Annotated in this window: 21 protein-coding genes and 3 pseudogenes; 9 read left to right on the top strand and 15 right to left on the bottom strand. The window is 69.8% G+C overall.

Going from position 1 to position 18,743, the window contains the following annotated elements; translation table 11 throughout:
- Window positions 1-252: 252 nt before the first annotated feature.
- Window positions 253-705: pseudogene (locus tag QRN89_RS00570) on the top strand (PP2C family protein-serine/threonine phosphatase); the annotation flags it as partial.
- Here the strand turns inward: QRN89_RS00570 and QRN89_RS00565 are convergent.
- Together QRN89_RS00565 and QRN89_RS00560 are read right to left on the bottom strand one after the other, a co-directional pair.
- The gene (locus QRN89_RS00565; RefSeq protein ID WP_356948597.1) at window positions 627-914 is read right to left on the bottom strand and encodes a carotenoid oxygenase family protein; all 288 of its coding nucleotides are present in this window, start codon (window positions 912-914) and stop codon (window positions 627-629) included. The pseudogene QRN89_RS00570 and the gene QRN89_RS00565 sit on opposite strands and share 79 nt — an antisense overlap.
- Before the next feature lie 2 nt (window positions 915-916).
- Window positions 917-1,102, bottom strand: a complete 186-nt coding sequence (locus tag QRN89_RS00560; RefSeq protein ID WP_290347352.1) for a hypothetical protein — start codon at window positions 1,100-1,102, stop codon at window positions 917-919.
- Window positions 1,103-1,219: 117 nt separating this feature from the next.
- Between QRN89_RS00560 and QRN89_RS00555 the strand changes: the two genes are divergently transcribed.
- Together QRN89_RS00555 and QRN89_RS35530 are read left to right on the top strand one after the other, a co-directional pair.
- Window positions 1,220-1,528, top strand: a complete 309-nt coding sequence (locus QRN89_RS00555; RefSeq protein ID WP_290347351.1) for a hypothetical protein — start codon at window positions 1,220-1,222, stop codon at window positions 1,526-1,528.
- Window positions 1,529-1,648: 120 nt separating this feature from the next.
- Window positions 1,649-1,882, top strand: a pseudogene (locus QRN89_RS35530) (helix-turn-helix domain-containing protein); the annotation flags it as partial.
- Here QRN89_RS35530 and QRN89_RS00545 read toward each other — a convergent pair.
- A complete protein-coding gene (locus QRN89_RS00545; protein WP_290353526.1) occupies window positions 1,856-2,218 on the bottom strand; it encodes a DUF2255 family protein in 363 nt (120 codons plus the stop codon). The pseudogene QRN89_RS35530 and the gene QRN89_RS00545 overlap by 27 nt on opposite strands.
- Window positions 2,219-2,337: 119 nt before the next feature.
- On the opposite strand from QRN89_RS00545, the gene QRN89_RS00540 reads away from it, so the two are divergent.
- Window positions 2,338-2,622 carry a hypothetical protein gene (locus tag QRN89_RS00540; protein WP_290347350.1) on the top strand — a complete coding sequence of 95 codons (285 nt, stop codon included), beginning with the start codon at window positions 2,338-2,340 and terminating at the stop codon, window positions 2,620-2,622.
- 645 nt (window positions 2,623-3,267) lie between these two features.
- Here the strand turns inward: QRN89_RS00540 and QRN89_RS00535 are convergent.
- The gene (locus QRN89_RS00535) at window positions 3,268-4,389 is read right to left on the bottom strand and encodes a MerR family transcriptional regulator (protein ID WP_290353525.1); all 1,122 of its coding nucleotides are present in this window, start codon (window positions 4,387-4,389) and stop codon (window positions 3,268-3,270) included.
- A 129-nt stretch (window positions 4,390-4,518) separates the two neighbouring features.
- On the opposite strand from QRN89_RS00535, the gene QRN89_RS00530 reads away from it, so the two are divergent.
- The gene (locus QRN89_RS00530; RefSeq protein WP_290347349.1) at window positions 4,519-4,716 is read left to right on the top strand and encodes a hypothetical protein; all 198 of its coding nucleotides are present in this window, start codon (window positions 4,519-4,521) and stop codon (window positions 4,714-4,716) included.
- Here QRN89_RS00530 and QRN89_RS00525 read toward each other — a convergent pair.
- The gene (locus QRN89_RS00525; RefSeq protein WP_093654803.1) at window positions 4,708-5,472 is read right to left on the bottom strand and encodes a transposase family protein; all 765 of its coding nucleotides are present in this window, start codon (window positions 5,470-5,472) and stop codon (window positions 4,708-4,710) included. The two genes, QRN89_RS00530 and QRN89_RS00525, sit on opposite strands and share 9 nt — an antisense overlap.
- Window positions 5,473-5,787: 315 nt before the next feature.
- On the opposite strand from QRN89_RS00525, the gene QRN89_RS00520 reads away from it, so the two are divergent.
- Complete coding sequence (locus QRN89_RS00520; protein ID WP_290347348.1) at window positions 5,788-6,213, top strand: site-specific integrase; 426 nt, start codon at window positions 5,788-5,790, stop codon at window positions 6,211-6,213.
- Between the two features lie 197 nt (window positions 6,214-6,410).
- Here the strand turns inward: QRN89_RS00520 and urtE are convergent, their stop codons facing one another.
- The 5 genes from urtE to urtA form a co-directional block, all read right to left on the bottom strand.
- Window positions 6,411-7,103, bottom strand: coding sequence for an urea ABC transporter ATP-binding subunit UrtE (gene urtE, locus QRN89_RS00515; RefSeq protein WP_290347347.1), 693 nt, complete (start codon window positions 7,101-7,103; stop codon window positions 6,411-6,413).
- A gap of 5 nt (window positions 7,104-7,108) precedes the next feature.
- Window positions 7,109-7,882, bottom strand: a complete 774-nt coding sequence (gene urtD / locus QRN89_RS00510) for an urea ABC transporter ATP-binding protein UrtD (RefSeq protein ID WP_290347346.1) — start codon at window positions 7,880-7,882, stop codon at window positions 7,109-7,111.
- Entirely contained in the window at window positions 7,879-9,024 is a 1,146-nt protein-coding gene (gene urtC / locus QRN89_RS00505; RefSeq protein WP_290347345.1) for an urea ABC transporter permease subunit UrtC, read from the bottom strand. The genes urtD and urtC overlap by 4 nt, the downstream gene beginning before the upstream one ends.
- Window positions 9,021-9,905 (bottom strand): urea ABC transporter permease subunit UrtB, encoded by an 885-nt coding sequence (urtB, locus tag QRN89_RS00500; RefSeq protein ID WP_290347344.1) that lies wholly within the window; start codon window positions 9,903-9,905, stop codon window positions 9,021-9,023. The genes urtC and urtB overlap by 4 nt, the downstream gene beginning before the upstream one ends.
- A gap of 95 nt (window positions 9,906-10,000) precedes the next feature.
- The gene (urtA, locus tag QRN89_RS00495) at window positions 10,001-11,254 is read right to left on the bottom strand and encodes an urea ABC transporter substrate-binding protein (RefSeq protein ID WP_093660606.1); all 1,254 of its coding nucleotides are present in this window, start codon (window positions 11,252-11,254) and stop codon (window positions 10,001-10,003) included.
- 417 nt (window positions 11,255-11,671) lie between these two features.
- On the opposite strand from urtA, the gene QRN89_RS00490 reads away from it, so the two are divergent.
- Window positions 11,672-12,148 carry a MarR family winged helix-turn-helix transcriptional regulator gene (locus QRN89_RS00490; protein ID WP_290347343.1) on the top strand — a complete coding sequence of 159 codons (477 nt, stop codon included), beginning with the start codon at window positions 11,672-11,674 and terminating at the stop codon, window positions 12,146-12,148.
- Here QRN89_RS00490 and QRN89_RS00485 read toward each other — a convergent pair.
- The 5 genes and pseudogenes from QRN89_RS00485 to QRN89_RS00465 all read right to left on the bottom strand — a co-directional run bounded on the left by QRN89_RS00485 (window position 12,105) and on the right by QRN89_RS00465 (window position 16,783).
- Window positions 12,105-13,223: a substrate-binding domain-containing protein gene (locus tag QRN89_RS00485; protein ID WP_290347342.1), complete on the bottom strand. Its 1,119-nt coding sequence runs from the start codon at window positions 13,221-13,223 to the stop codon at window positions 12,105-12,107. The genes QRN89_RS00490 and QRN89_RS00485 overlap by 44 nt on opposite strands.
- A gap of 415 nt (window positions 13,224-13,638) precedes the next feature.
- Window positions 13,639-13,791 (bottom strand): annotated as a pseudogene (locus tag QRN89_RS00480) (ABC transporter ATP-binding protein); the annotation flags it as partial.
- Window positions 13,792-13,973: 182 nt separating this feature from the next.
- The gene (locus QRN89_RS00475; RefSeq protein ID WP_290347341.1) at window positions 13,974-14,690 is read right to left on the bottom strand and encodes an NADPH-dependent F420 reductase; all 717 of its coding nucleotides are present in this window, start codon (window positions 14,688-14,690) and stop codon (window positions 13,974-13,976) included.
- A 19-nt stretch (window positions 14,691-14,709) separates the two neighbouring features.
- Window positions 14,710-15,741 carry an LLM class flavin-dependent oxidoreductase gene (locus tag QRN89_RS00470; protein WP_290347340.1) on the bottom strand — a complete coding sequence of 344 codons (1,032 nt, stop codon included), beginning with the start codon at window positions 15,739-15,741 and terminating at the stop codon, window positions 14,710-14,712.
- Complete coding sequence (locus QRN89_RS00465) at window positions 15,734-16,783, bottom strand: LLM class flavin-dependent oxidoreductase (RefSeq protein WP_290347338.1); 1,050 nt, start codon at window positions 16,781-16,783, stop codon at window positions 15,734-15,736. The genes QRN89_RS00470 and QRN89_RS00465 overlap by 8 nt, the downstream gene beginning before the upstream one ends.
- Before the next feature lie 449 nt (window positions 16,784-17,232).
- Here QRN89_RS00465 and QRN89_RS00460 point away from each other — a divergent pair, with 449 nt between their 5' ends.
- Complete coding sequence (locus tag QRN89_RS00460) at window positions 17,233-17,928, top strand: hypothetical protein (protein ID WP_290347337.1); 696 nt, start codon at window positions 17,233-17,235, stop codon at window positions 17,926-17,928.
- A gap of 5 nt (window positions 17,929-17,933) precedes the next feature.
- A complete protein-coding gene (locus QRN89_RS00455) occupies window positions 17,934-18,743 on the top strand; it encodes a DedA family protein (RefSeq protein ID WP_290347336.1) in 810 nt (269 codons plus the stop codon).

Genomic DNA, 18,743 nt, shown 5'->3' with positions numbered 1-18,743 from the left:
TCGTGGGCGGCCGGGTCGACGCGGGCCTCGGTCAGGATGTTCGCGGCCACTCCGTGGCCGACCCGCCCCGGTGAGACCAGCCGCTGTGCGGAAGCAACCCGCTACCTGCTTCGCAGCGCCCACCTTCCCGCGCTCCATGGCTCGCCGCTCATCGGCAAGGCTGACCGGTGTCGAGAGCGCGAGCCGACGGTGAACCGCGCGGGCTGACAGCCCTCCCGGCAGACCGGCCCGCCAGCGCCCTGTGACGCTGGCGACCACCGGTCCCACTCGACGCCGGTGGTGCCACTGCGGGCCCGAGACTCCACCTTGGGCTTCGCGCAGTTCATCCGGCACCGCAACCCCGATCCCTTCGACGACGAGGACCTGCTCCTCGCGCAGGAGATCGCCGCCAGGGCGGCGGCGGCCGTTGACAAAGCCCGCCGCTACACGCACGCGCGTGCGACTGCCCTCACCTTGCAGCGCATTCTGCTCCCGCAGCACACCGCAGAGCAGTCGGCCGTGGAGATCGCTTGTCGCTCCCCGCCCGCAGAGGCCCAGGCCGGCGTCGGCGGCGACTGGTACGACGTCATCCCACTGTCCGGAGCCCGCGTCGCCCTGGTGGTGGGCGATGTGGTCGGACACGGCATTCACGCCGCCGCCACCATGGGACGGCTGCGGACAGCCGTCCGAACGCTGGCCGACATCGACATGCCGCCCGACGAACTCCGGCCGTCTTTGAGGCGGATGCCGTGGATCATGCCCTCGCCACGGAACCAGTGGCTGGGGGTGACACCCGGCTTCGGGTTGTGGCCGTTGCGGAAGTAGCGGCCGTTCAGCTCGGGCGGGAGAGTGCCGCGCACGTTCAGACCGTGGCTGGTGATCTCGTCGGTGACGGGTGTGAAGTGGCCGCTGATGTAGGGCTTTTCCAGAGTCATGCTCATGCCTTTCGGGTCACGAGTGCGGAGATGAGCAGGGTCAGGGCGGCGCAGGCCAGGAAGGCGGCGCCGGGGGAGGGGAACAGGGTCAGGAAGGAGAGGCCGACGGCTCCGCCGATCTGCCGGGTGGCGTTGACCAGCCCGCCGGCCAGGCCGCTGTCGGCGGCCGCGAGACCTGCGGAGGCCATCGCGGTGAGCCGGACGAAGGCCTCGCCGCGGCCTTCCTCGAACGGTCCGCCGCGCTCACGACCAGCCCGGACCGACGCACCGAGCGGGTCCTCGCCGCAGTCCGGGCCAAGCTCTCGGTGGGCGACTACGACACCGCAGCCGACCTGCTCACCACAGCGGTGACCGACGATCCGCGCCAGGCCACCAGGGCCGACCTGCTCCGCGGCAGGTTGTCGTTCGTCCGCCGACGGGGAGAGGACGGCCCCACTGCGTACCTCCTGCGTGCCGCCGGACACCTGGCGGCCGCCGACCCCGCCTGGTCACGGGAGTGCTGTCTGGACGCCATCGAGATGGGCCTGCTGCTCGGCGGCCTCGACCAGGTGGTGGAGGCCGCACGGAAGGCCCCGCCGGCGGACGAGCCGCATCCGGCGCGGCGGCGGTCCTGACCGGCATGATCAGTCTGGTCGGTGACGGGCATCCGGTGGCGGGGGACATGCTGCGACCGGTCCTCGCCGACGCCGACGAGGAGGTGTGGGCCAAGCGGCCGTCACTGGGCTTCATGATGGCGCGCCGCCGGCGAGCTGCGGGCCACGGGCGAACAGGCCCGGAGCCGGACCGCCAAGGCGTCGGACCAGCTGACGATGCAGGAGGTGCACATCGCACGCCTGGTCGCCGACGGCGCCACCTCCAAGGAGGTGGCGGCAAAGCTGTTCCTCAGCCCGCGGACCGTCGACGCGCACCTGCGCAACATCTTCCGCAAGCTCCAGCTCACGTCACGCAGGCAGTTGCGCGACCTGCCCGACATCAGTCAGCCGCATGGTGGTGGCCGCGGCCTCGGGCGCGTTCATCGAGTCCACGGGGCCAAGCCAGTTCAGCCCGTACTTGGCCCGGTAGGCGTCGGAGACGCGTCGGACGAGCTCGGGGTCCTCCGCGGGCCGGAGGGTGGCGGTCAGCTGGGCCCCGGCCACCTCCACCTCGACCTCCGCGTGCCGCAGAACCTGGCGGTACCAGGCACTGCGTCGCCCGAACGCCGAGCGGACGTACGCCTCCCCGTCGAGCACCACCACCCAGACCGTCCTGTCCGACCAGCGGCCGTCCGCACGTCGTACCCACAAGATGATCTCCGTCCGATCCAAGACCGTGTCCAAGGGCCGACTCTCGCCGCACCGGTACTGCGTACGCGTCGGTGGTCATCACCCAGATAGGCGGCGATCGCCGACGCGAGGACGGTGCTGCCACGACGAGGCTGAATCCCATGACGAACGAAGACACGAACACCGCAAGCGCAGCCGGCACCGCGACAACCGCAACCGGTACCGCCGCGGGCACTGCCGCCGGCACCGGCGTCCTCGATGCGCCCCTCGCCGCAGCGGCGGCGCCGCACGACAAGGGCCCGAAGAAGCAGGGCAAAGCCCGGCGGCGCACCGCCAAGGCACTGGCGTACTTGGCCCTGATCTCCATCGGCCTCCTGGTCCTGGCAGAGCCGTGGCTGCTGCTCCCGGTCGCCGCCCTGGTCCTGGCGATCTCCCTCTGGGACTGACCGGGGCCCGGCGAATCCTTCACACCGGCCGAGGTCCGCCGGGAGCAGCCGGTGTTGAGCCGCTGATCGCGTTCGAACGGTTGAGCGGCGCCGGGTTCGTGCTGCGCTTGTCCGGCATCGGCGACAACTTCCAACTGCACACCCTCCTTGGCGACGCTCTGATCGCAGGGGCCTCGTCGAGGGCGAGGCCTCGACGCCCGAAGCCGTCGTCTGTTGCCGCGACCAGTCCGGGATGGTGGCGACCTGTGGCTCCTTCAATCTCGTCAGCGCACCGAAGCAGAGTGGGTGTGGAACGAAGGCAAACCCACGGACATCCCGGCCGTGGACGGGGCGCGGTTGGTGGTCATCGACCCGCCCCCGTGCCAGAGGAGCTGGCCCGCCGGCTGCTTCCTTCCCGGGATGACAGGCGAGCTCCTGTACGAGCGCGCCCTCGCGCAGGAGGAGTCGGCCTCGCCCCTCGCCAGAGTGGCCGAACCCGTACACCGACGCGTCGGACACCGGGCGCGGCGCCCTCACCGGCAGCTGATTCGAGCATTTGGCCCGTGGGGGCGATCGGCAGAGGGCGCCGACCGGATCACAGCAGTTGACCTGGTCGCCGTGCAGACGCCGTCCGCACACTCCCTGAGCCGCGCCCAAGGCACCAGTTCAATGACCGGGATTGGCGTTTGGTCCCGATATGAGCAGGCGGAGGCCGAGGTCCGCCGTGTCGAGGTCGGCGAGGTCGCTGTTGCGATTGGCCCACCGGCCGGAGCGGAGGTCGTCGCTCAGGCTTCGCACCGCCCGCTGCTCGGCCTCCGGCCCGACCCTCGTCCACACGGACATCGCACGGCGCACGTGATCCTGCAGATACGCCTCCGGCCGACGCCAGTACGCCTCGAACAGGCCGTCGATGCAGTCCCACGGGATGGGTACCGGTTCAGCGCGGGCGCCGATCGCGTCGGCCATCCCGGCAAGTGAAGGGAATTCAGCAAGGACGGTGGTGAACTCGGGCAGATAGTCGCGGGTGAGCCAGAACCGGTCCTGCCATCCTGGCTCGTCGGTGTCGAACGTGAGTACCACCGCGCGGCGGGCCACGCGCCGCATTTCGCGCAGCCCCGCCATCGGGTCACCCCAGTGGTGAACAGTTGAGACGGCCATCGCGACGTCGAAGGACTGATCCTCGAACGGCAGACGCTCCGCGGCGGCGGCCACGCACAGCGCCGCGCGGGCAGGCCGCTGCTCACGCATCACCGCCGATGGCTCCACCGCGGTCACGTCCCGATCAGCAGGCTCGTAGGAGCCGGTGCCGGCCCCGACGTTCAGCACCGTCTGCGCGTCGCCCAGCGCGTCCCAGATCTGCGCGGCGATCCGCGGGTCGGTACGCCGTGTCGCGGTGTACGCGTTGCCGATCGCGTCGTACAGCCGTGCGCCGAGCATCTCCAGTTGCTCCTCCGGTGTCACCCTCAGTCCTTTTGCCCGTGCCTCGATTTCCGTATCGATGGCCGTCACCATCGCGTCGGCGCGATCGCGCCGTTCAAGCAGCAGGCCGCGCAGTCGGCGCAGGTGCGCGACCGCGTCGGCGGACGGGTCGCCGACCAGTGCCGCAACCTCGCGCAGCCCGAAGCCCAGTCGCCGATAGGCCAGTACCTCCCGCAGCCGCTCCACGTCGCCCGCTGAATAGGCCCGGTACCCGGCCGCGGTCCGCGCCGACGGCCGAACGAGCCCGATCTCGTCGTAGTGATGCAGTGTGCGGACGCTCACGCCGGCCAGCCCGGCCACGCGTCCCACGGTCCAGTGATCCTCCACGGCACCGACTATGCAGTCTGACGCCACGTGAGGGTCAAGAGCCGCACTCGAGGCAGCAAGGGCCGAACGCGCAGCAGCCGTCCCGAGGGGACTCAGGCAAGGCAGGGCTCGGTGGTGCGCACGGCGCTCGACGCGCCCAAGCTGAAGCAGGACGGCACCGCCGCTGCCGAGAACACGGTGAACCGCAAGCGGACGGTCTTCAGCAACGGTCTCCGGTACGCCGTGGAAAGGGAGCTGCTGACGGCTCTGCCCCTGGACAAGGTCGACTGGACCCCGCCCGAGACTGAGCCTTTTCCATCCTCACTCTGAGCTGGCCAGATGCAGGGCGAGGACGGCCCGGACGAGGCTGGTGACGCGGGCGGTCGAGCACCGGAGCTTGCGGAGGAGCCGCCAGGATTTGAGGGTGGCCATGGCCTGCTCGACGAGTGCGCGAATCTTCGCGTGGGACCGGTTGACGGCCTGCTGACCGGTGGAAAGGGTTTCCCAGCGGCCCCAGTAGGGGGTGCGAACGGTCCCGCTGGCACCCCGATATGCCTTGTCCGCCCAGCACTTGATGTCGGCTGCGGCAAGGGCGTCGACGATGCCGTGCTCGCGGGCCGCGCGGACATCGTGGACGGCGCCGGGCAGGGCCGGCGAGGCCCACAGCAGCCGGCCGAAGGGATCCGTGAGGACCTGCAGGTTCATCCCGTGTTTCTTGTGTTTCCCGGAGTAGAAGGGCCGGTCCGCGGCGATGCGGTCGGTCGGCAGGAGTGTGCCGTCGAGGATCACGAACGCCTTCGTCGACGCGACCCGGATCGCGTCGGCCAGGGTGGGCGCGAGGCCTGCCAGGAGTTCGACAGCCTCGGTGGCATACCGGTAGGCGGTCGTGGTTCCGATACCGAATCCGGCCGCGAGCTGGGCATACGTGTTTCCCATCCGCAGGTGGGCGAGTGCGAGCAGGGCCTGGCGGCCGGGGTTCAGACGCCTCCAGCGGGAGCCGATCGCGCGACGGTGCTGCCGCAGACGGGCGGACAGAAAGCGCAGGGCAGAGCTGGACACGTCGACGCCCGAAGGGTAGACAAGCATGCGAAGCCTCTGGTGGAGACGGTTCTCTTGGTCGAAAACCCATCTACCAGGGGCTTCACCACGTTGTCATCCCAACTGGCTCGCTGCTGCCACAAGTTGGAAAGGGCTCACTGACGACGAGATCGACTTCCGGTTCGTCCCCGGGCCAAAGCTGGCGAAGTCGCTCATTGACGCCGTCGGTGAGCAGGGCGCACGCGGACGACACCTGATGGCGTTCTTCGGCTGCCTCTAGTACGCGGCCAACCGCCCCGGGGAGGCCGCCAGCCTCCTGAGGACGACTTCACTCTTCCCGAAGAATGCTGGGGCGAAGTCCTGTTGTCGACGAGCATGCCCCGAGTCGGCTCCGGCTGGACCGACACAGGCGAGTCGTTCGATACGCGCGGCCTGAAGAAGCGGGCCCGTAAGGCGACCCGGCCGGTTCCGATCCCACCCGTCCTGGTGCGCCTGGTCCGCGAGCACATCAAGGAGTTCGGCACCGCCGAGGATGGCCGACTGTTCCGTGCCGCACAGGGCGGCCACCTCCTGTCCAAGGAGTACGGAGAGGTGTGGAAGGCGGCCCGGCTCGCGGTGCTCACGGAGTCCGAGGCAGCCTCGCTGCTGGCTGACGTGCCGTACTCCCTGCGCCACGCGGGCGTCCGGCTACTTCGGCGGCTCGCACGTCCGCTACGTCCTGGACGAGAACCCCATGAGTTTCTGATCAATACTGACCTGCAACTATTCAGGATGAAAGAGGCTCTGTGAGGGCCGAGGGGTGAAATCCCCTCGGCTACTCGGCAGAGGCGCTTTCCGCTTTCTTGATCACCAGCTGGACAGCCCGTCTCGTGAAAGCGCGAGGCGAACGCATGCGGTGCATGGCCCTGGCCTGACGCGCGTCGGCGTTACCGCGGGGAGGTCAGGTAGTGAGCGGGGCAGGCACTCGGTGGCGCCTACCCCTTCCGTCACACGCTGAGCGCTGCTCGTACGGTCTGCTCGGACTCGGTGCCTCCCGCTCCGGAGGAGGTGACGCGTCCCGCTTCCAGTACGTAGTACTGCTGGGCGGCCCGCATGGCGAAGCCGACGTGCTGTTCGACGAGGAGGACGGACAGCCCGCCTCGCCGGGTGAGGGCAAGGATCGTCTCCTCGATCTCGGCGACGACGGAGGGCTGGATGCCCTCGGTCGGTTCGTCGAGGAGGAGGAGCCTGGGCCGGGTGATCAGAGCGCGGGCGATGGCGAGTTGCTGGCGCTGGCCGCCGGAGAGGAGCCCTGCGCGGCGGCCGGACAGCTCCCGCAGGACCGGGAAGAGGTCCAGTGCCTCGGCGATGGCCTCCTTGCCGTCGGGGCGTCCGTCGGCGACGAGTTGGAGGTTCTCGGCGGTGGTGAGGTGCGGAAAGGACTGCTGGCCCTGGGGGACGTACGCCATACCGCGGGCGACCCGCTGGTGCGGAGCGAGGCGGGTGATGTCCTCGCCGTGCAGCAGGATCGTCCCGCCAGTCGGCTTGATCAACCCCATGGCCGCCCGCAGCAGGGTGCTCTTGCCTGCACCGTTGTGGCCGAGGACGGCCGCGACGCCGTCCTTGGGCACCGCGACGGTCACTCCGTGCAGCACGGTGGTGCGGTCGTAGCCCGCTCGGATGGTGTTGATCTCCAGCATGGGCGTCACGCCTCCTCGGCGACAGGAATAGCAGCGGGCTCGGGTTCGGAGGCGCGGCCGAGGTAGACCTCCTGGACCTTGGCGTCGGCCTGGACCTCGGTGACCGTGCCCTCGCTGAGGATCTTGCCGGCGTGCAGGACGGTGACGCTGCGGGCGAAGGAGCGCATGAAGTCCATGTCGTGCTCGATGACGACGACCGTGTGGTCACCACTGACCCGTTGCAGGAGTTCGCCGGTGGCCTCGCGTTCATCGTGGCTCATGCCGGCGACGGGCTCGTCGAGCAGGAGCAGCTTCACGTCCTGCACGAGCAGCATGCCGATCTCCAGCCACTGCTTCTCGCCGTGGGCCAGCACACCCGCCGGGCGGTCACGGAGGTCGGTCAGGCCGGTCGTCTCCAGCGCCTTCGTCACCGGCTCGGGGGTGCCCTTGCGGCGCCGGAGCATCGTCAGCGGACCGCGCCCGGCGCCCGCCGCGATGTCGAGGTTCTGCAGGACGGTCAATTCCTCGAAGACCGTGGCCGTCTGGAAGGTACGGCCGATGCCCATGCGGGCGATGCGGTGCACGGGTTTGCCGAGGAGTTCCTCGCCGCCGAAGCGGACCGACCCGGTCGCCTTCACCAGGCCGGTGACCGCGTCGACGAGGGTGGTCTTTCCGGCGCCGTTGGGGCCGATGAGGAAGCGCAGGTCGCCGGGGCGGATGTCCAGGTCCACGCCGTCGACGGCCTTGAAGCCGTCGAACGTCACCCGCAGGTCGCGGACGATCAGTCCCGGGCCGCTCATGCTGTCTCTCCTGTAGGAGCCGTGGAAGCTGTGGGAGTCGTGCGGGTCTGGGTGCGACGGTTGCGCAGGAGGGTCACCAGGGAGGCAAGGCCGCCGGGCAGGAAGCCGACCGCCAGGACCAAGAGCAGGCCCTGGAGGTACGTCCACGCGGCGGGGAAGGCGTCGGAGAGCGTGCTCTGCGCCCAGGCCACCGCGATCGCGCCGAGAACAGCGCCCACCAGGCTGGCCCGTCCGCCGACGGCCGCGCCGACGACGAAGCCGATGGACGGGACGATTCCGATCAAGGCCGGGGAGATGATGCCGACGGCCGGGACGAACAGCGCGCCTGCCAGGCCCGCCATGCCGGCCGCGACGACGTACGCGACCAGCTTGACGTTGGCCGGGTTGTAGCCGAGGAAGCGGACCCGTTCCTCGGAGTCCCGTACGGCGACGAGGAGTTCGCCGTAGCGGCTGACGAACAGCTGGCGGGCGGCGGCCATCAGCAACAGCAGCACGGCGGCAATGATGAAGTACACCATCCGCTGGTTGACCGGGTCGTTGAGCGAGTAGCCGAAGAAGCCCTGGATGTCGGTCAGTCCGTTGGTGCCGCCCGTGGTGGCCTGCTGGCCGATCAGCCAGATGGACAGCGCGGCGGCCAGCGCCTGGCTGAGGATCGCGAAGTAGGCGCCCTTCACCCGGCGGCGGAAGACGAGGAAGCCGAGCAGCGCGGCGACCGCCATGGGCAGCAGCACGGTCGCGGCGAGCGCGAAGGCCGGGTTGGCGAAGGGTTTCCACCACCAGGGCAGCGCGTCCGAGGTGCCGTACAGCTGCATGAAGTCGGGCAGCGTCTGGCCGGTGTCGGCGGCGTCGGCGAGCTTGAGGTGCATGGCCATGGCGTAGCCGCCGAGGCCGAAGAAGACGCCCTGGCCGAGGACGAGCAGCCCGCCGCGGCCCCAGGCAAGACTGACGCCGACGGCCACGATCGCGTAGCACAGGTACTTGGTCAGGAGGTTGAGGCGGAAGTCGGAGAGGACGAGCGGGGCGATGCCGAGCAGTAGCACGGCGCCGAGGAGGAAGGCGCCGGGCACGCGGAAGCGTTCCAGCAGGGACACCGACGGCTGCGCCACGGACGTCGTCTTGGTCGGGGAAGTCGTTGTCGTCATGCCAGGCTCCGGGTGCGCAATGTGTAGAGGCCCTGGGGCCGCCACTGCAGGAAGGCGACGATCGCCACGAGCACGACGACCTTCGCGACGCTCACGGTGCTCGAGTACTCCAGCACCGACTGCAGTACGCCGAGTCCGAACGCCGTGATGACGCTGCCCTTGAGCTGGCCGATGCCGCCGACGACCACGACCAGGAAGGCATCGACGATGTAGTTGGTGCCCATCGTCGGGCCGATCGGGCCGACCAGGGTCAGCGCGACGCCGGCCACACCCGCCAGACCCGAGCCGATGAAGAACGTCGTACGGTCCACCCTCTCGGTGGCGATGCCCGACACCTCGGCCAGGTCCCTGTTCTGCACGACGGCCCGGATGCGGCGCCCGAGGGACGTCAGCCGCAGGATCAGCGTGAGGCCGAGGACGCACAGCAGGGCGAGGCCGAGGATGAACAGCCGGTTGTTGGCGAGCGTGACGCCCGCGACCGAGACGTTGCCGATCAGCAGGTCGGGGGCGTGCGTCTGCACGTTGGGGGCGCCGAAGATGTCACGGGCGAGCTGCTGGAGCATCAGGGAGACGCCCCAGGTGACCAGCAGGGTGTCCAGCGGCCGGGTGTACAGGCGCCGGATGAGCAGCCACTCCAGCAGAGCTCCCATGGCGCCGGCGACGAGGAATGCCAGCGGCAGGGCGACGAGCAGGGAGAGGCCGGCGCTGCTGATGGACTTCTGCAGCACGTAGGTGGTGTAGGCGCCGGTCATGATGAACTCGCCGTGCGCCATGTTGATCACGCCCATCTGCCCGAAGGTCAGGGTCAGGCCGAGCGCGATGAGCAGGAGCACGGCGCCGATGCTGATGCCGGTGAAGGACTGGTTGAGGATGACCGTCATGAAGCGGCTCCGGGTCGGGGGCGAAAGGTGCGGGCTTTCCGAGGGCGTGACCCGGCCTCGCGACGAGGCCGGGTCCCACCACGAGAGGACTGGGCTCAAGAAAGACCGGAGGCCCAGGAGTAGCCCTTCAGGTACGGGTCCGGCTTGATCGGCTTGCCCGAGTTCCAGACCTCCTCGATGAGGCCGTCCGAGCCGACCTTGCCGATCCGGGCCGTCTTGTAGACGTGCTGGGTCGCGCCGTCGACGGTGACCTTGCCCTCGGGGGCGTCGAAGGTGATGCCGTCGGAGGCGGCCTTCACCTTCGCCACGTCGAAGGAACCGGCCTTCTCGACCATCTCCTTCCACAGGTAGACCGAGATGTAGGCGGCCTCCATCGGGTCGGACGTCGGCTTGTCCTTGCCGTACGCGGCCTGGTACGCCTTCACGAACTTCTCGTTCGCCGCGCCCGGAGTGGTCTGGTAGTAGTTCCAGGCCGTCAGCTGGCCCTCCAGGTACTGGGTGCCGATGCTCTTGACCTCTTCCTCGGCGATGGAGACCGACAGCACCGGCAGGCTCTTCGCGGTCAGCCCGGCGGACTTGTACTCCTTGAAGAAGGCCACGTTGCTGTCGCCGTTGAGGGTGTTGAACACGGCGTCCGCGCCGGCGTCCTTGACCTTGTTGACGATGGTGCTGAACTCCGTGGAGCCCAGCGGCGCGTAGTCCTCGCCGACCACGTCCATGCCGTTGGCCTTCGCGTACGCCCTGATCTCCTTGTTGGCGGTGCGCGGGAAGACGTAGTCGCTGCCGACCAGGTAGAGCTTGGTCAGGCCCTGCTTTTTGAGGTAGTCCAGCGCGGGCACGATCTGCTGGTTGGTGGTCGCGCCGGTGTAGAAGATGTACGGGGACTGCTCCAGCCCCTCGTACTGCACGGGGTAGAACAGCAGCGACTTGCTGCGCTCGAAGACCGGCTTGACGGCCTTGCGGCTGGCGGAGGTCCAGCAGCCGAAGGTGGCGACGACCTTGTCGTCGGTGATCAGGGTCTGCGCCTTCTCGGCGAAGGTGGGCCAGTCGGAGGCGCCGTCCTGGCTGATGGGCTTGAGCTTCTTGCCGAGCACGCCGCCGGCGGCGTTGATCTCCTTGACCGCGAGCAGCAGCGCGTTGTGGACGGTCACCTCGCTGATGGCCATGGTGCCCGAGAGGGAGTTCAGCAGACCCACCTTGACGGTGTCGCCTGAGGTGTCCGCCTTGGCGCCGGCGCCTGACGACGTGTCACTGCCGGTCTTGGCGCCGCACGCACTGAGGGCGGCCGATGCGCCGAGGGCGGATACGCCTGCCAGGAGACCGCGTCTGCTGATGCTGAGCCCGGACATGCAAAACCTCCTTGCCCCGAAGGGCGGTGCGAAGTGAGCGGAAGACGCTGGGGAAGGGATGGAAGGAGTGGACGGGACGCGCTTCAGAGACGGCGGCGTTGGCGCACGAGTCCCCCAGCCGTTCCGGGGTGACCTCCGGGCTGGTCGCTGAAGTGCGTCCACAGCCTGCGGCGGAACTGTTTCAACCGCGTTTCGGCGCAATTGAAGAACAGTTTCCAGCGGAAGTATTGCCGTGGGCCAAGAAAGAGAAAAGCCGTCACTGAAGACGCACGGTTGACGGCATCTCAGCAACGGCATTTATTGCTTCCATCAGAAAGGATCAGATTCGGGGAATTTTCTGTCAAGAGTGAGGTGATCGACGGTAGGCTCACGGCATCCCCGCGGCGGGGACCGTGCGGATGCGAGCCGAGGAGTGCAATGGCGAGGCAGCCCCAGGAACTGCTCCACCTGCTGACACGGGCCGAGCGCCTCTCGGTGCGCCGAGTCCAGTCGGTGCTCGACGAGTTCGACTGCTCCATCGAGGCGTGGCGGGTACTCGACCTGCTCTCCGACGGCGCGGGCCACAACATGACGGCCCTCGCCGACCACGCCTTCCTGCCGGCACCGACCCTGACGAAGCTGATCGACCAACTCGTCGACGAGAACCTGGTCTTCCGCCGCGTCGACCCCGCTGACCGTCGCCGCATCCTGGCCCAGCTCACCCCACGGGGCATGCAGCGCTCGCAGCGGCTGTCCCGCGCGGTCCGAGACGACTGGGGTGAGTTGAAGCCCCCGCCCGGGCAGGACGAAGGCGAGCAGCTGAAGACCCTGCTCGATCAGCTGGCCGGGACACTGGAAGGCGACGGCAGCGTCACAACAGCTCGTGCGGAGCGCGCAGTTGGGCGAGCACGTTGAAGTCGAGCCCGTCCGCCTGCGCCAGGTAGATGCGCTGGCGCACATGCCGGCCGTCCAGACTCAGCAGGCCGCGCGGACCTTCGTACGCGACATTCTCGGCGGCCGCTGCGATGGCGGACATATCCAGGCTGCGGGCCCGTTCGACGAGCGCCGCGAGCAGCAGCACACCCTCGTAGCAGGACTCGCCCAGGCTGCCGGGCACCGGAGCGTCCACCCCGTAGCGGCCGGCGTACCGGCCGTGGAAGTCCATCGTGTTCTGATCCGCCAGTGAGGCGAAGAACCCGGCCGTGCTGTAGAGGTCGGCGGTTGCCTCGGGGCCGCTGCCCAGCAGCATGCTCTCGTCCATGAGCGTGCTCAGCCGCAGGCACCGTTGGTCGAGTCCGGCAGCGGTGAAGGCCCGGTTGAAGCGGACCGCGTCGCTGCCCACCAGGAGCATCAGCACGCCGTCGGCGTCGGCCCGTTCGATGCGCCGCAGGACGTCGGTGAAGTCGTCGGTGCCCAACGGAAGGTACGCCTCGCCGCAGACCCGGCCCCGGCAGTCGCGCGCGTAACGGCGGGTGGCCCGGGCGGTGCGCCGGGGCCAGACGTAGTTGTTGCCGACGACGAACCAGCGGCGCACGCCCCGCGCCTCGGCGAGCAGCCGCATCGCGGGCAGCAGCTGCCAGGCGGGGGTCTCGCTGGTCATGAAGACACCCTCGGTACGCTCGCCGCCTTCGTACAGAGCTGTGTAGACGTACGGCACACGGTGCGCGATCCGCGGAGCCACCGCCTGCCGCACCGAGGAGATGTGCCAGCCGGTGACGCCCTGCACCGCACCCGTCGCCACCAGGGCCTCGACCTCGTCCGCGACCCGCCAGGGATCCGCGCCGCCGTCCACCTCCAGCAGTCGCAGTTCCTTGCCGAGCACACCGCCCGCCTTGTTGATCTCCTCGGCGGCCAGCCGCGCGCATGCCTCGCAGGTGGGGCCGAAGATCCCGGCAGGCCCCTGCATCGGATACACGAACGCGACATTGAGGGTCGACTCGTCGACTGTGAACCACTCGGGAGCGTGGAGGCGGAGCGGCGGCCGGTGCATGGCCCCATGATTGCCGCACCGCCCTCGGCGCCCAAGCGGCGGCCCGGATCGAGACCGATTCGTAGAAATAGGACACGACTCGCTGTCTCGGCAGCCGAATCAGGTGTTGGCTACCGTCTGCCGGCGGACGCAGGGCTCGAACAGGTCCTCGTAGTGGCGGTGACCTGCTGCGCGGCAAGCAGTCGAGGAGGTGCCCGAACGGGGCAGACAAATCCGCCGTATGTCGCCGAAGGCGCCGCCCACCGAGGCTCGGTGATCTTGATCTTGTCCTCGGGGCGTGCTCGTCGACGGCACTGGTCCTGGTGAGGCCCGCACAGGCGAGGAGGCCGACAGGGCCAGGCGCTGGCGCAGGGTGACGGAATCCGTCGTCCTCACCGGCGGCCCGTGGCGCGCGGTGGCGCGGTGACGGTCCGGGTCATCGGGCCGATACGTCTTTCCCTGTGCCGTCCCAGTGGACCGTGCGGTCGCACCAGCGCTGTAGGAGGGTGCGGTCGTGGCCGACCGCGAGCAGGCTCGCGCCGGTGGTACGGCGGTGGTCCTCAACGGCCGCGACCAGGGCGGCGCTGGTGGGTGGCGTGTGCCACCGGCCCTCGTCACCACGCCGTCGCGGAGACGGCCCGGATCGCCCGCGAGGCCGGCCTGATCCCGAGGCTTCGGCAGGTCCCCGGCGGGCCGGGCTACTTCGGATCGGGAACCGGTTCCTTCGGGCCGGGTCCCGTCCCCCTGCCGAGACCTCGGCACAGGCGGCCCCTACGCGGCGTCGGCGGGCCGGGCCGTGGCGGACGCGCGGGCCCGGAGGACCGCCCGGCCGCGCTCCGAGGAGGGGAAGCGGTCCAGCATGGCCCGCAGCTCGTCGGCGCTGACGTCGGCCCCGAAGGGTTCGGTCCCAGGTTCGAGTCGTACGCCGTCCGCGAGCGGGCCGACGATGACGGGGTCGAAGCCGAGAGCGTTGACGAGGTGTGCGGTCGCGGCCCGGTCCGCCGGGCTGTCGCCGGCGATGCCGATGGCCTTGCGGCCGGGCGCCCCCGCGGGCCGCGCCTCCTCCTCCAGGTCGTGGCAGCCCATGTGGTTGAACGCCTTGACCACGCGGGAGCCCGGGAGGAACGCCTGGACGATCTCGCTGGTGGAGGTGCGCGGGTCGGTCAGGTCGTCGCGTACACCGTCGACCTCCCACCAGTAGTTCATCGCGTCGACGACCAGTCTGCCGTGCAGCGCGTCGACCGGGATGCCGCGGTACCTGCCCAGGGGCAGGGCCAGGATCGCGACATCGGCCCGGGCCGCCGCCTCCGTCGCGGTGACCGCGCTCGCGCCGGGCGTGAGGATCTCGACGGTCAGCGCGATGTCCTCGGGCGCCCCGGAGCCGGCGATCAGCACGTGAAAGCCCGCCGAAACTGCCAGCCGGCCCACCACGGTGCCCACCTTTCCGGCGCCCAGGATGCCTATCGTGCGGATGTCCTGCGTGTTCATTGCCTTTCCTTCCATGGCATCAACCGGCGAGGATGTCGCGGACCATGGGGATGACCTTCGTGCCGTAGAGCTCGACCGCGTGAAGACGGGCGCTGACCGGCTGTGAGCCCGCGGTGTATATGAGGTCGAATCTGCCGACGCGGAGTCCGCGTACCGCTGCGGCGATCCTGCGGGCGACCGTCTCCGGCGACCCGATGTACATGGAGCCGTGCTCGATCTCGGCCTCGAACTCCTCCCGGCGCACCGGCGGCCAGCCCCGCAGCGCACCGATACGGTCACGCATGAGCCGGTAGCCCGGCCAGAACAGTTCCCGGGCCTCTTCGTCGGTGCCGGCGATGAATCCGGGGGAGTGCATGCCCACCGGATGCTCCGTGGTGCCGAACTGGGCCGCGGCGCGCCGGTAGAGGTCCGTGTACGGCAGGAAGCGTTCGGGGGAGCCGCCGATGACGGCGAGCATGAGCGGCAGCCCGTGGCGGGCGGTGCGGATGACCGACTGGGGTGAACCTCCGACGCCGACCCAGGTGGTCAGGTGCCCCGACTCGGTGGTCGGGAAGACCTCGGCGTTCTCCAGGGGCGCGCGCAGGGTGCCTGACCACGTGACGGGCTTCTCCTCCAGCAGCTTCGCGAACAGCTCCAGCTTCTCCTCGAACAACGCGTCGTAGTCGTTGAGGTCGTAGCCGAACAGGGGGAACGACTCGGTGAAGGAGCCGCGGCCGAGGATGATCTCGGCCCGGCCGTCGGAGAGGGCGTCGACCGTCGCGAAGCGCTGGAACACCCGGACGGGATCGTCGGAACTGAGCACTGTCACGCCGGAGGACAGGTGGATGCGCTTTGTGGCGGTGGCGATGCCGGCGAGCACGGTCTCGGGGGACGAGATCGAGTACTCGGGGCGGTGGTGTTCGCCGAGCGCGATGACGTCGACGCCGATGTCGTCCGCGAGGACGGCCTCGGCGACGACCTGCCGGATCGCCCTGCCGTGGGAGACCGGGACGCCTGAGTCGTCCAAGGGCAGGTCCCCGAATGTGTCCAGGCCGAAAGCGAGGTCATCCACGGGTGGACTCCTTGGTGAGCAGTTCCCTGACCCGGGGGGCGACTTCGCGGCCCAGCAGTTCGATCGTGCGGGCGCGGGCCTGACGGGGCAGGTGCATGATGTCGTACTTGAGGTCGAAGCGGTTCAGGTGCAGGTCGCGCGCGGTCTGGGCGATCTTGTGGGCGACGGTCTCCGGGGAGCCGACGAAGAGTGCTCCCTGCTCGATCTCCGCCTCGTACCGTTCGCGGGTGGGCTTGTAGAACCCGCGCTCCTCGGCAACGTGGGCCACGACCGGCTGCCAGTACTGCCACCAGGTCTCGACCGCTTCCTCGTCGGTGTCGGCGACGAGCCCCAGGGAGTGCTGGCCGATCGGCAGCGGCTCGTGCCCGGCCTGTTGCAGTGCCTGCTGGTAGAGCTTGACGTGGCCCTCGAACCGTTGCGGGCGTCCGCCGATGATGGCCATCATCAGGGGCAGGCCGTAGCCGGCGGCGCGGACCACGGAGTGAGGGCTGCCGCCCACGCCGATCCAGGTGGGGATACCTCCTGAGGGCATCCGGGGGCGCAGTCGCTGTTCGACGAGCGGTGTCCGCAGCGCGCCGGACCACGTCACCGTCTCCTCCCGCTGCAGACGCATGAAGAGTTCGAGCTTCTCCTCGAACAACTCCTCGTAGTCGGCGAGGTCGTAGCCGAACAGGGGGAAGGACTCCGTGGCCGACGCCCGTCCGAGGACGAGCTGGGCCCGGCCGTTCGACACGGCGTCCAGGGTCGAGAAGTCGTGGTACAGCCGTACGGGATCGTTGGTGCTCAGTACGGTCACCGACGTTCCGAGGCGGATGCGTTCCGTGGCGGTGGCGATCGCGGAGAGCAGCACGGGAGCGGCGCTGTCGACGTGGCCCGCCCGGTAGTGCTCGCCGACGCTGAAGACGTCCAGCCCCGAGGACTCGGCGAGTGCCGCCTCCTCGACGAGGAGGCGGACGGTCTCGGCGTCGCTGAGTGTCCGGCCGTGGTCCGTGGCGACCTCCCCGAAAGAGTTGAGGCCTATCTCGAAGGTCTGGGGCGTCATGCTCTCCTCCACCGGTGATCGCGCTGGCGTCGGCCGCTCGAAGTTATTGATTGACGAAACAAGTATCTGCCCTGCATGCTTGACGTGTCAATCAGCGAGGCGAGGCGCCCGGTGGTGCGGACGTGCCCGCCGTCGAGTCGGGAGCGCGGCCCCGCCCCCGGTCGGGGTGCGGGTCGGTGCGCTGCTCGGCCGCCCGGCGCCGGAACCGCGGCGCCTCGCGTCCACGGGGTCGCCACCCGTACCGCGAGGCCGGTCGGCCGCACGCCCGACGGACCCACCACAAAACGTGCCTATTCATCAACTAAGCGAGGTGACCAGTCGTGACCCATCCCACGCAGATGCCGCACGCCGCCGCCCTGGCGGCCGGCAGGCCGGCCGGAAGCCGTCCCCGCGACACCCGACAAGCGCGACAAGCACAACAAGCGATCGTCCGCACGACCTTGCGGCACGTGGCGACGGGCGCTGCGGCGATCGCGATGCTGCACGCCGCCCTGCTCGGTCTCTCCTCCGGTGCCGACCCCTATCCCGACCTCGCCTGGACGGACACGACGCGGGTGATGGCCTCCGTCTACGCGCTGGCCCCCTGGCCCCTGACGGCGCTGATCCTGCTCTGGCTGGCGCACCAACGGCTGGCCGTCTACACCCGTGCAGCCGTCGCGCTGCTGCTGTCCAGCGCGATCGGCCTGGCCTATACCTGGTCGGTTCCCCTCGAGCACCTCCCGGCGCACGAGAGTTCGCTCTTCCGGGAGTACCTGACGATGCCCGGTGCGCTCACCGGCTGGTACCTGCTGCTGGCTTCGGCCGTGATCACCGCCATCGCCTCGGTCCGCGCACGCATCGCCCTCGCGGTGACCGCGGTGTGCGGCGTGGCGACGTCCGTCCTGACCTCCCCTCACCCGGCCTCCGCCGGTGTACTGGGCGCGGTCGTACCGCTTCTGACCTGGTTCGCCGCAGGGCGCCTGCCGCGCAAGGACGTCCGCGGCCCGGGCCCCGCCGACGCCTGGGAGCCGGAAGGACGTGTCGCGCCGCTGAGGCCGCGCGCCGAGCTGCGACACGACGGCCAGTCCCCGCCCCGGGGCCGGGCGGCCGGGGCACCGGCTCACGCCCACACCCCCGACACCGTGCGGTGGGGACGGGCGGGCTGACCGCCATGCACCTCAACGGTGTGATCGAGGCGGCCGGTTGGTGGTCGTACGCCGTGATGTTCCTCCTGACGGCCGCTGAGACGAGCGCCTTCATCGGGCTCCTGGTGCCCGGTGAGGCGGTCGTTCTCCTCGCCTCCGCGATCGCGGGCCGGGGCGAACTTAACGCCTTCCTCCTCGCGGCTGTTGTGGTGACGGGTGCCGTCACCGGCGACAGCCTCGGCTACGCACTGGGCCGCCGGTGCGCGCGAGGCCACCGCGAACGCCGACGGACGTACAACGCCGGTACCCGCCAAAGACGTTGGCGCGGGTCGAACGCCACCACCGGCCAAGCACGCCGGCGTTCGTCGCACGCGACCACCGATCAGGGACGTCGGCGCTCGTCGAACGCCCTCACCGGCCATGGGACAGGACGCGCCCGTGCCTTCCTCACCCACCACGGTGCGGCCGCGGTCTTCACGAGCAAGTTCATCGGCTTCGCGAGGACCTTCGTGCCCTACGCCGCTGGCGCGTCGGGCATGCCGTACCGCCGCTTCCTGCGCTGGAGCGCCGCGGCGTCACTGGTCTGGGGCTGCGGCACGGTGGCCCTCGGCTGCTTCGCCGGTGCCGCGGCGATCGAATTCCTGCACTCGGCCGGCCTGGTCGGCGCCCTGGCCCTCTCCGCGGTCACCGTGCCGGCCCTCATCGTCGTGAAGATCCGCGCGCGCCGCCGACGCCACCGACCGCCCGCCAGCTCCGCGGTCGTCGCGTCGGGCGGGCCCAGCAGGCCCTCGGTGCGCAGAGCCCTCCACGACTTCACCCACGCACAGGAGAAATGA

The sequence above is a fragment of the Streptomyces sp. HUAS CB01 genome, assembly GCF_030406905.1.
In the GTDB taxonomy this organism is placed as follows: domain Bacteria; phylum Actinomycetota; class Actinomycetes; order Streptomycetales; family Streptomycetaceae; genus Streptomyces; species Streptomyces chengbuensis.
Note: the sequence above shows the minus strand (reverse complement) of the source record. Positions and strands in the feature narration are given on the sequence as shown.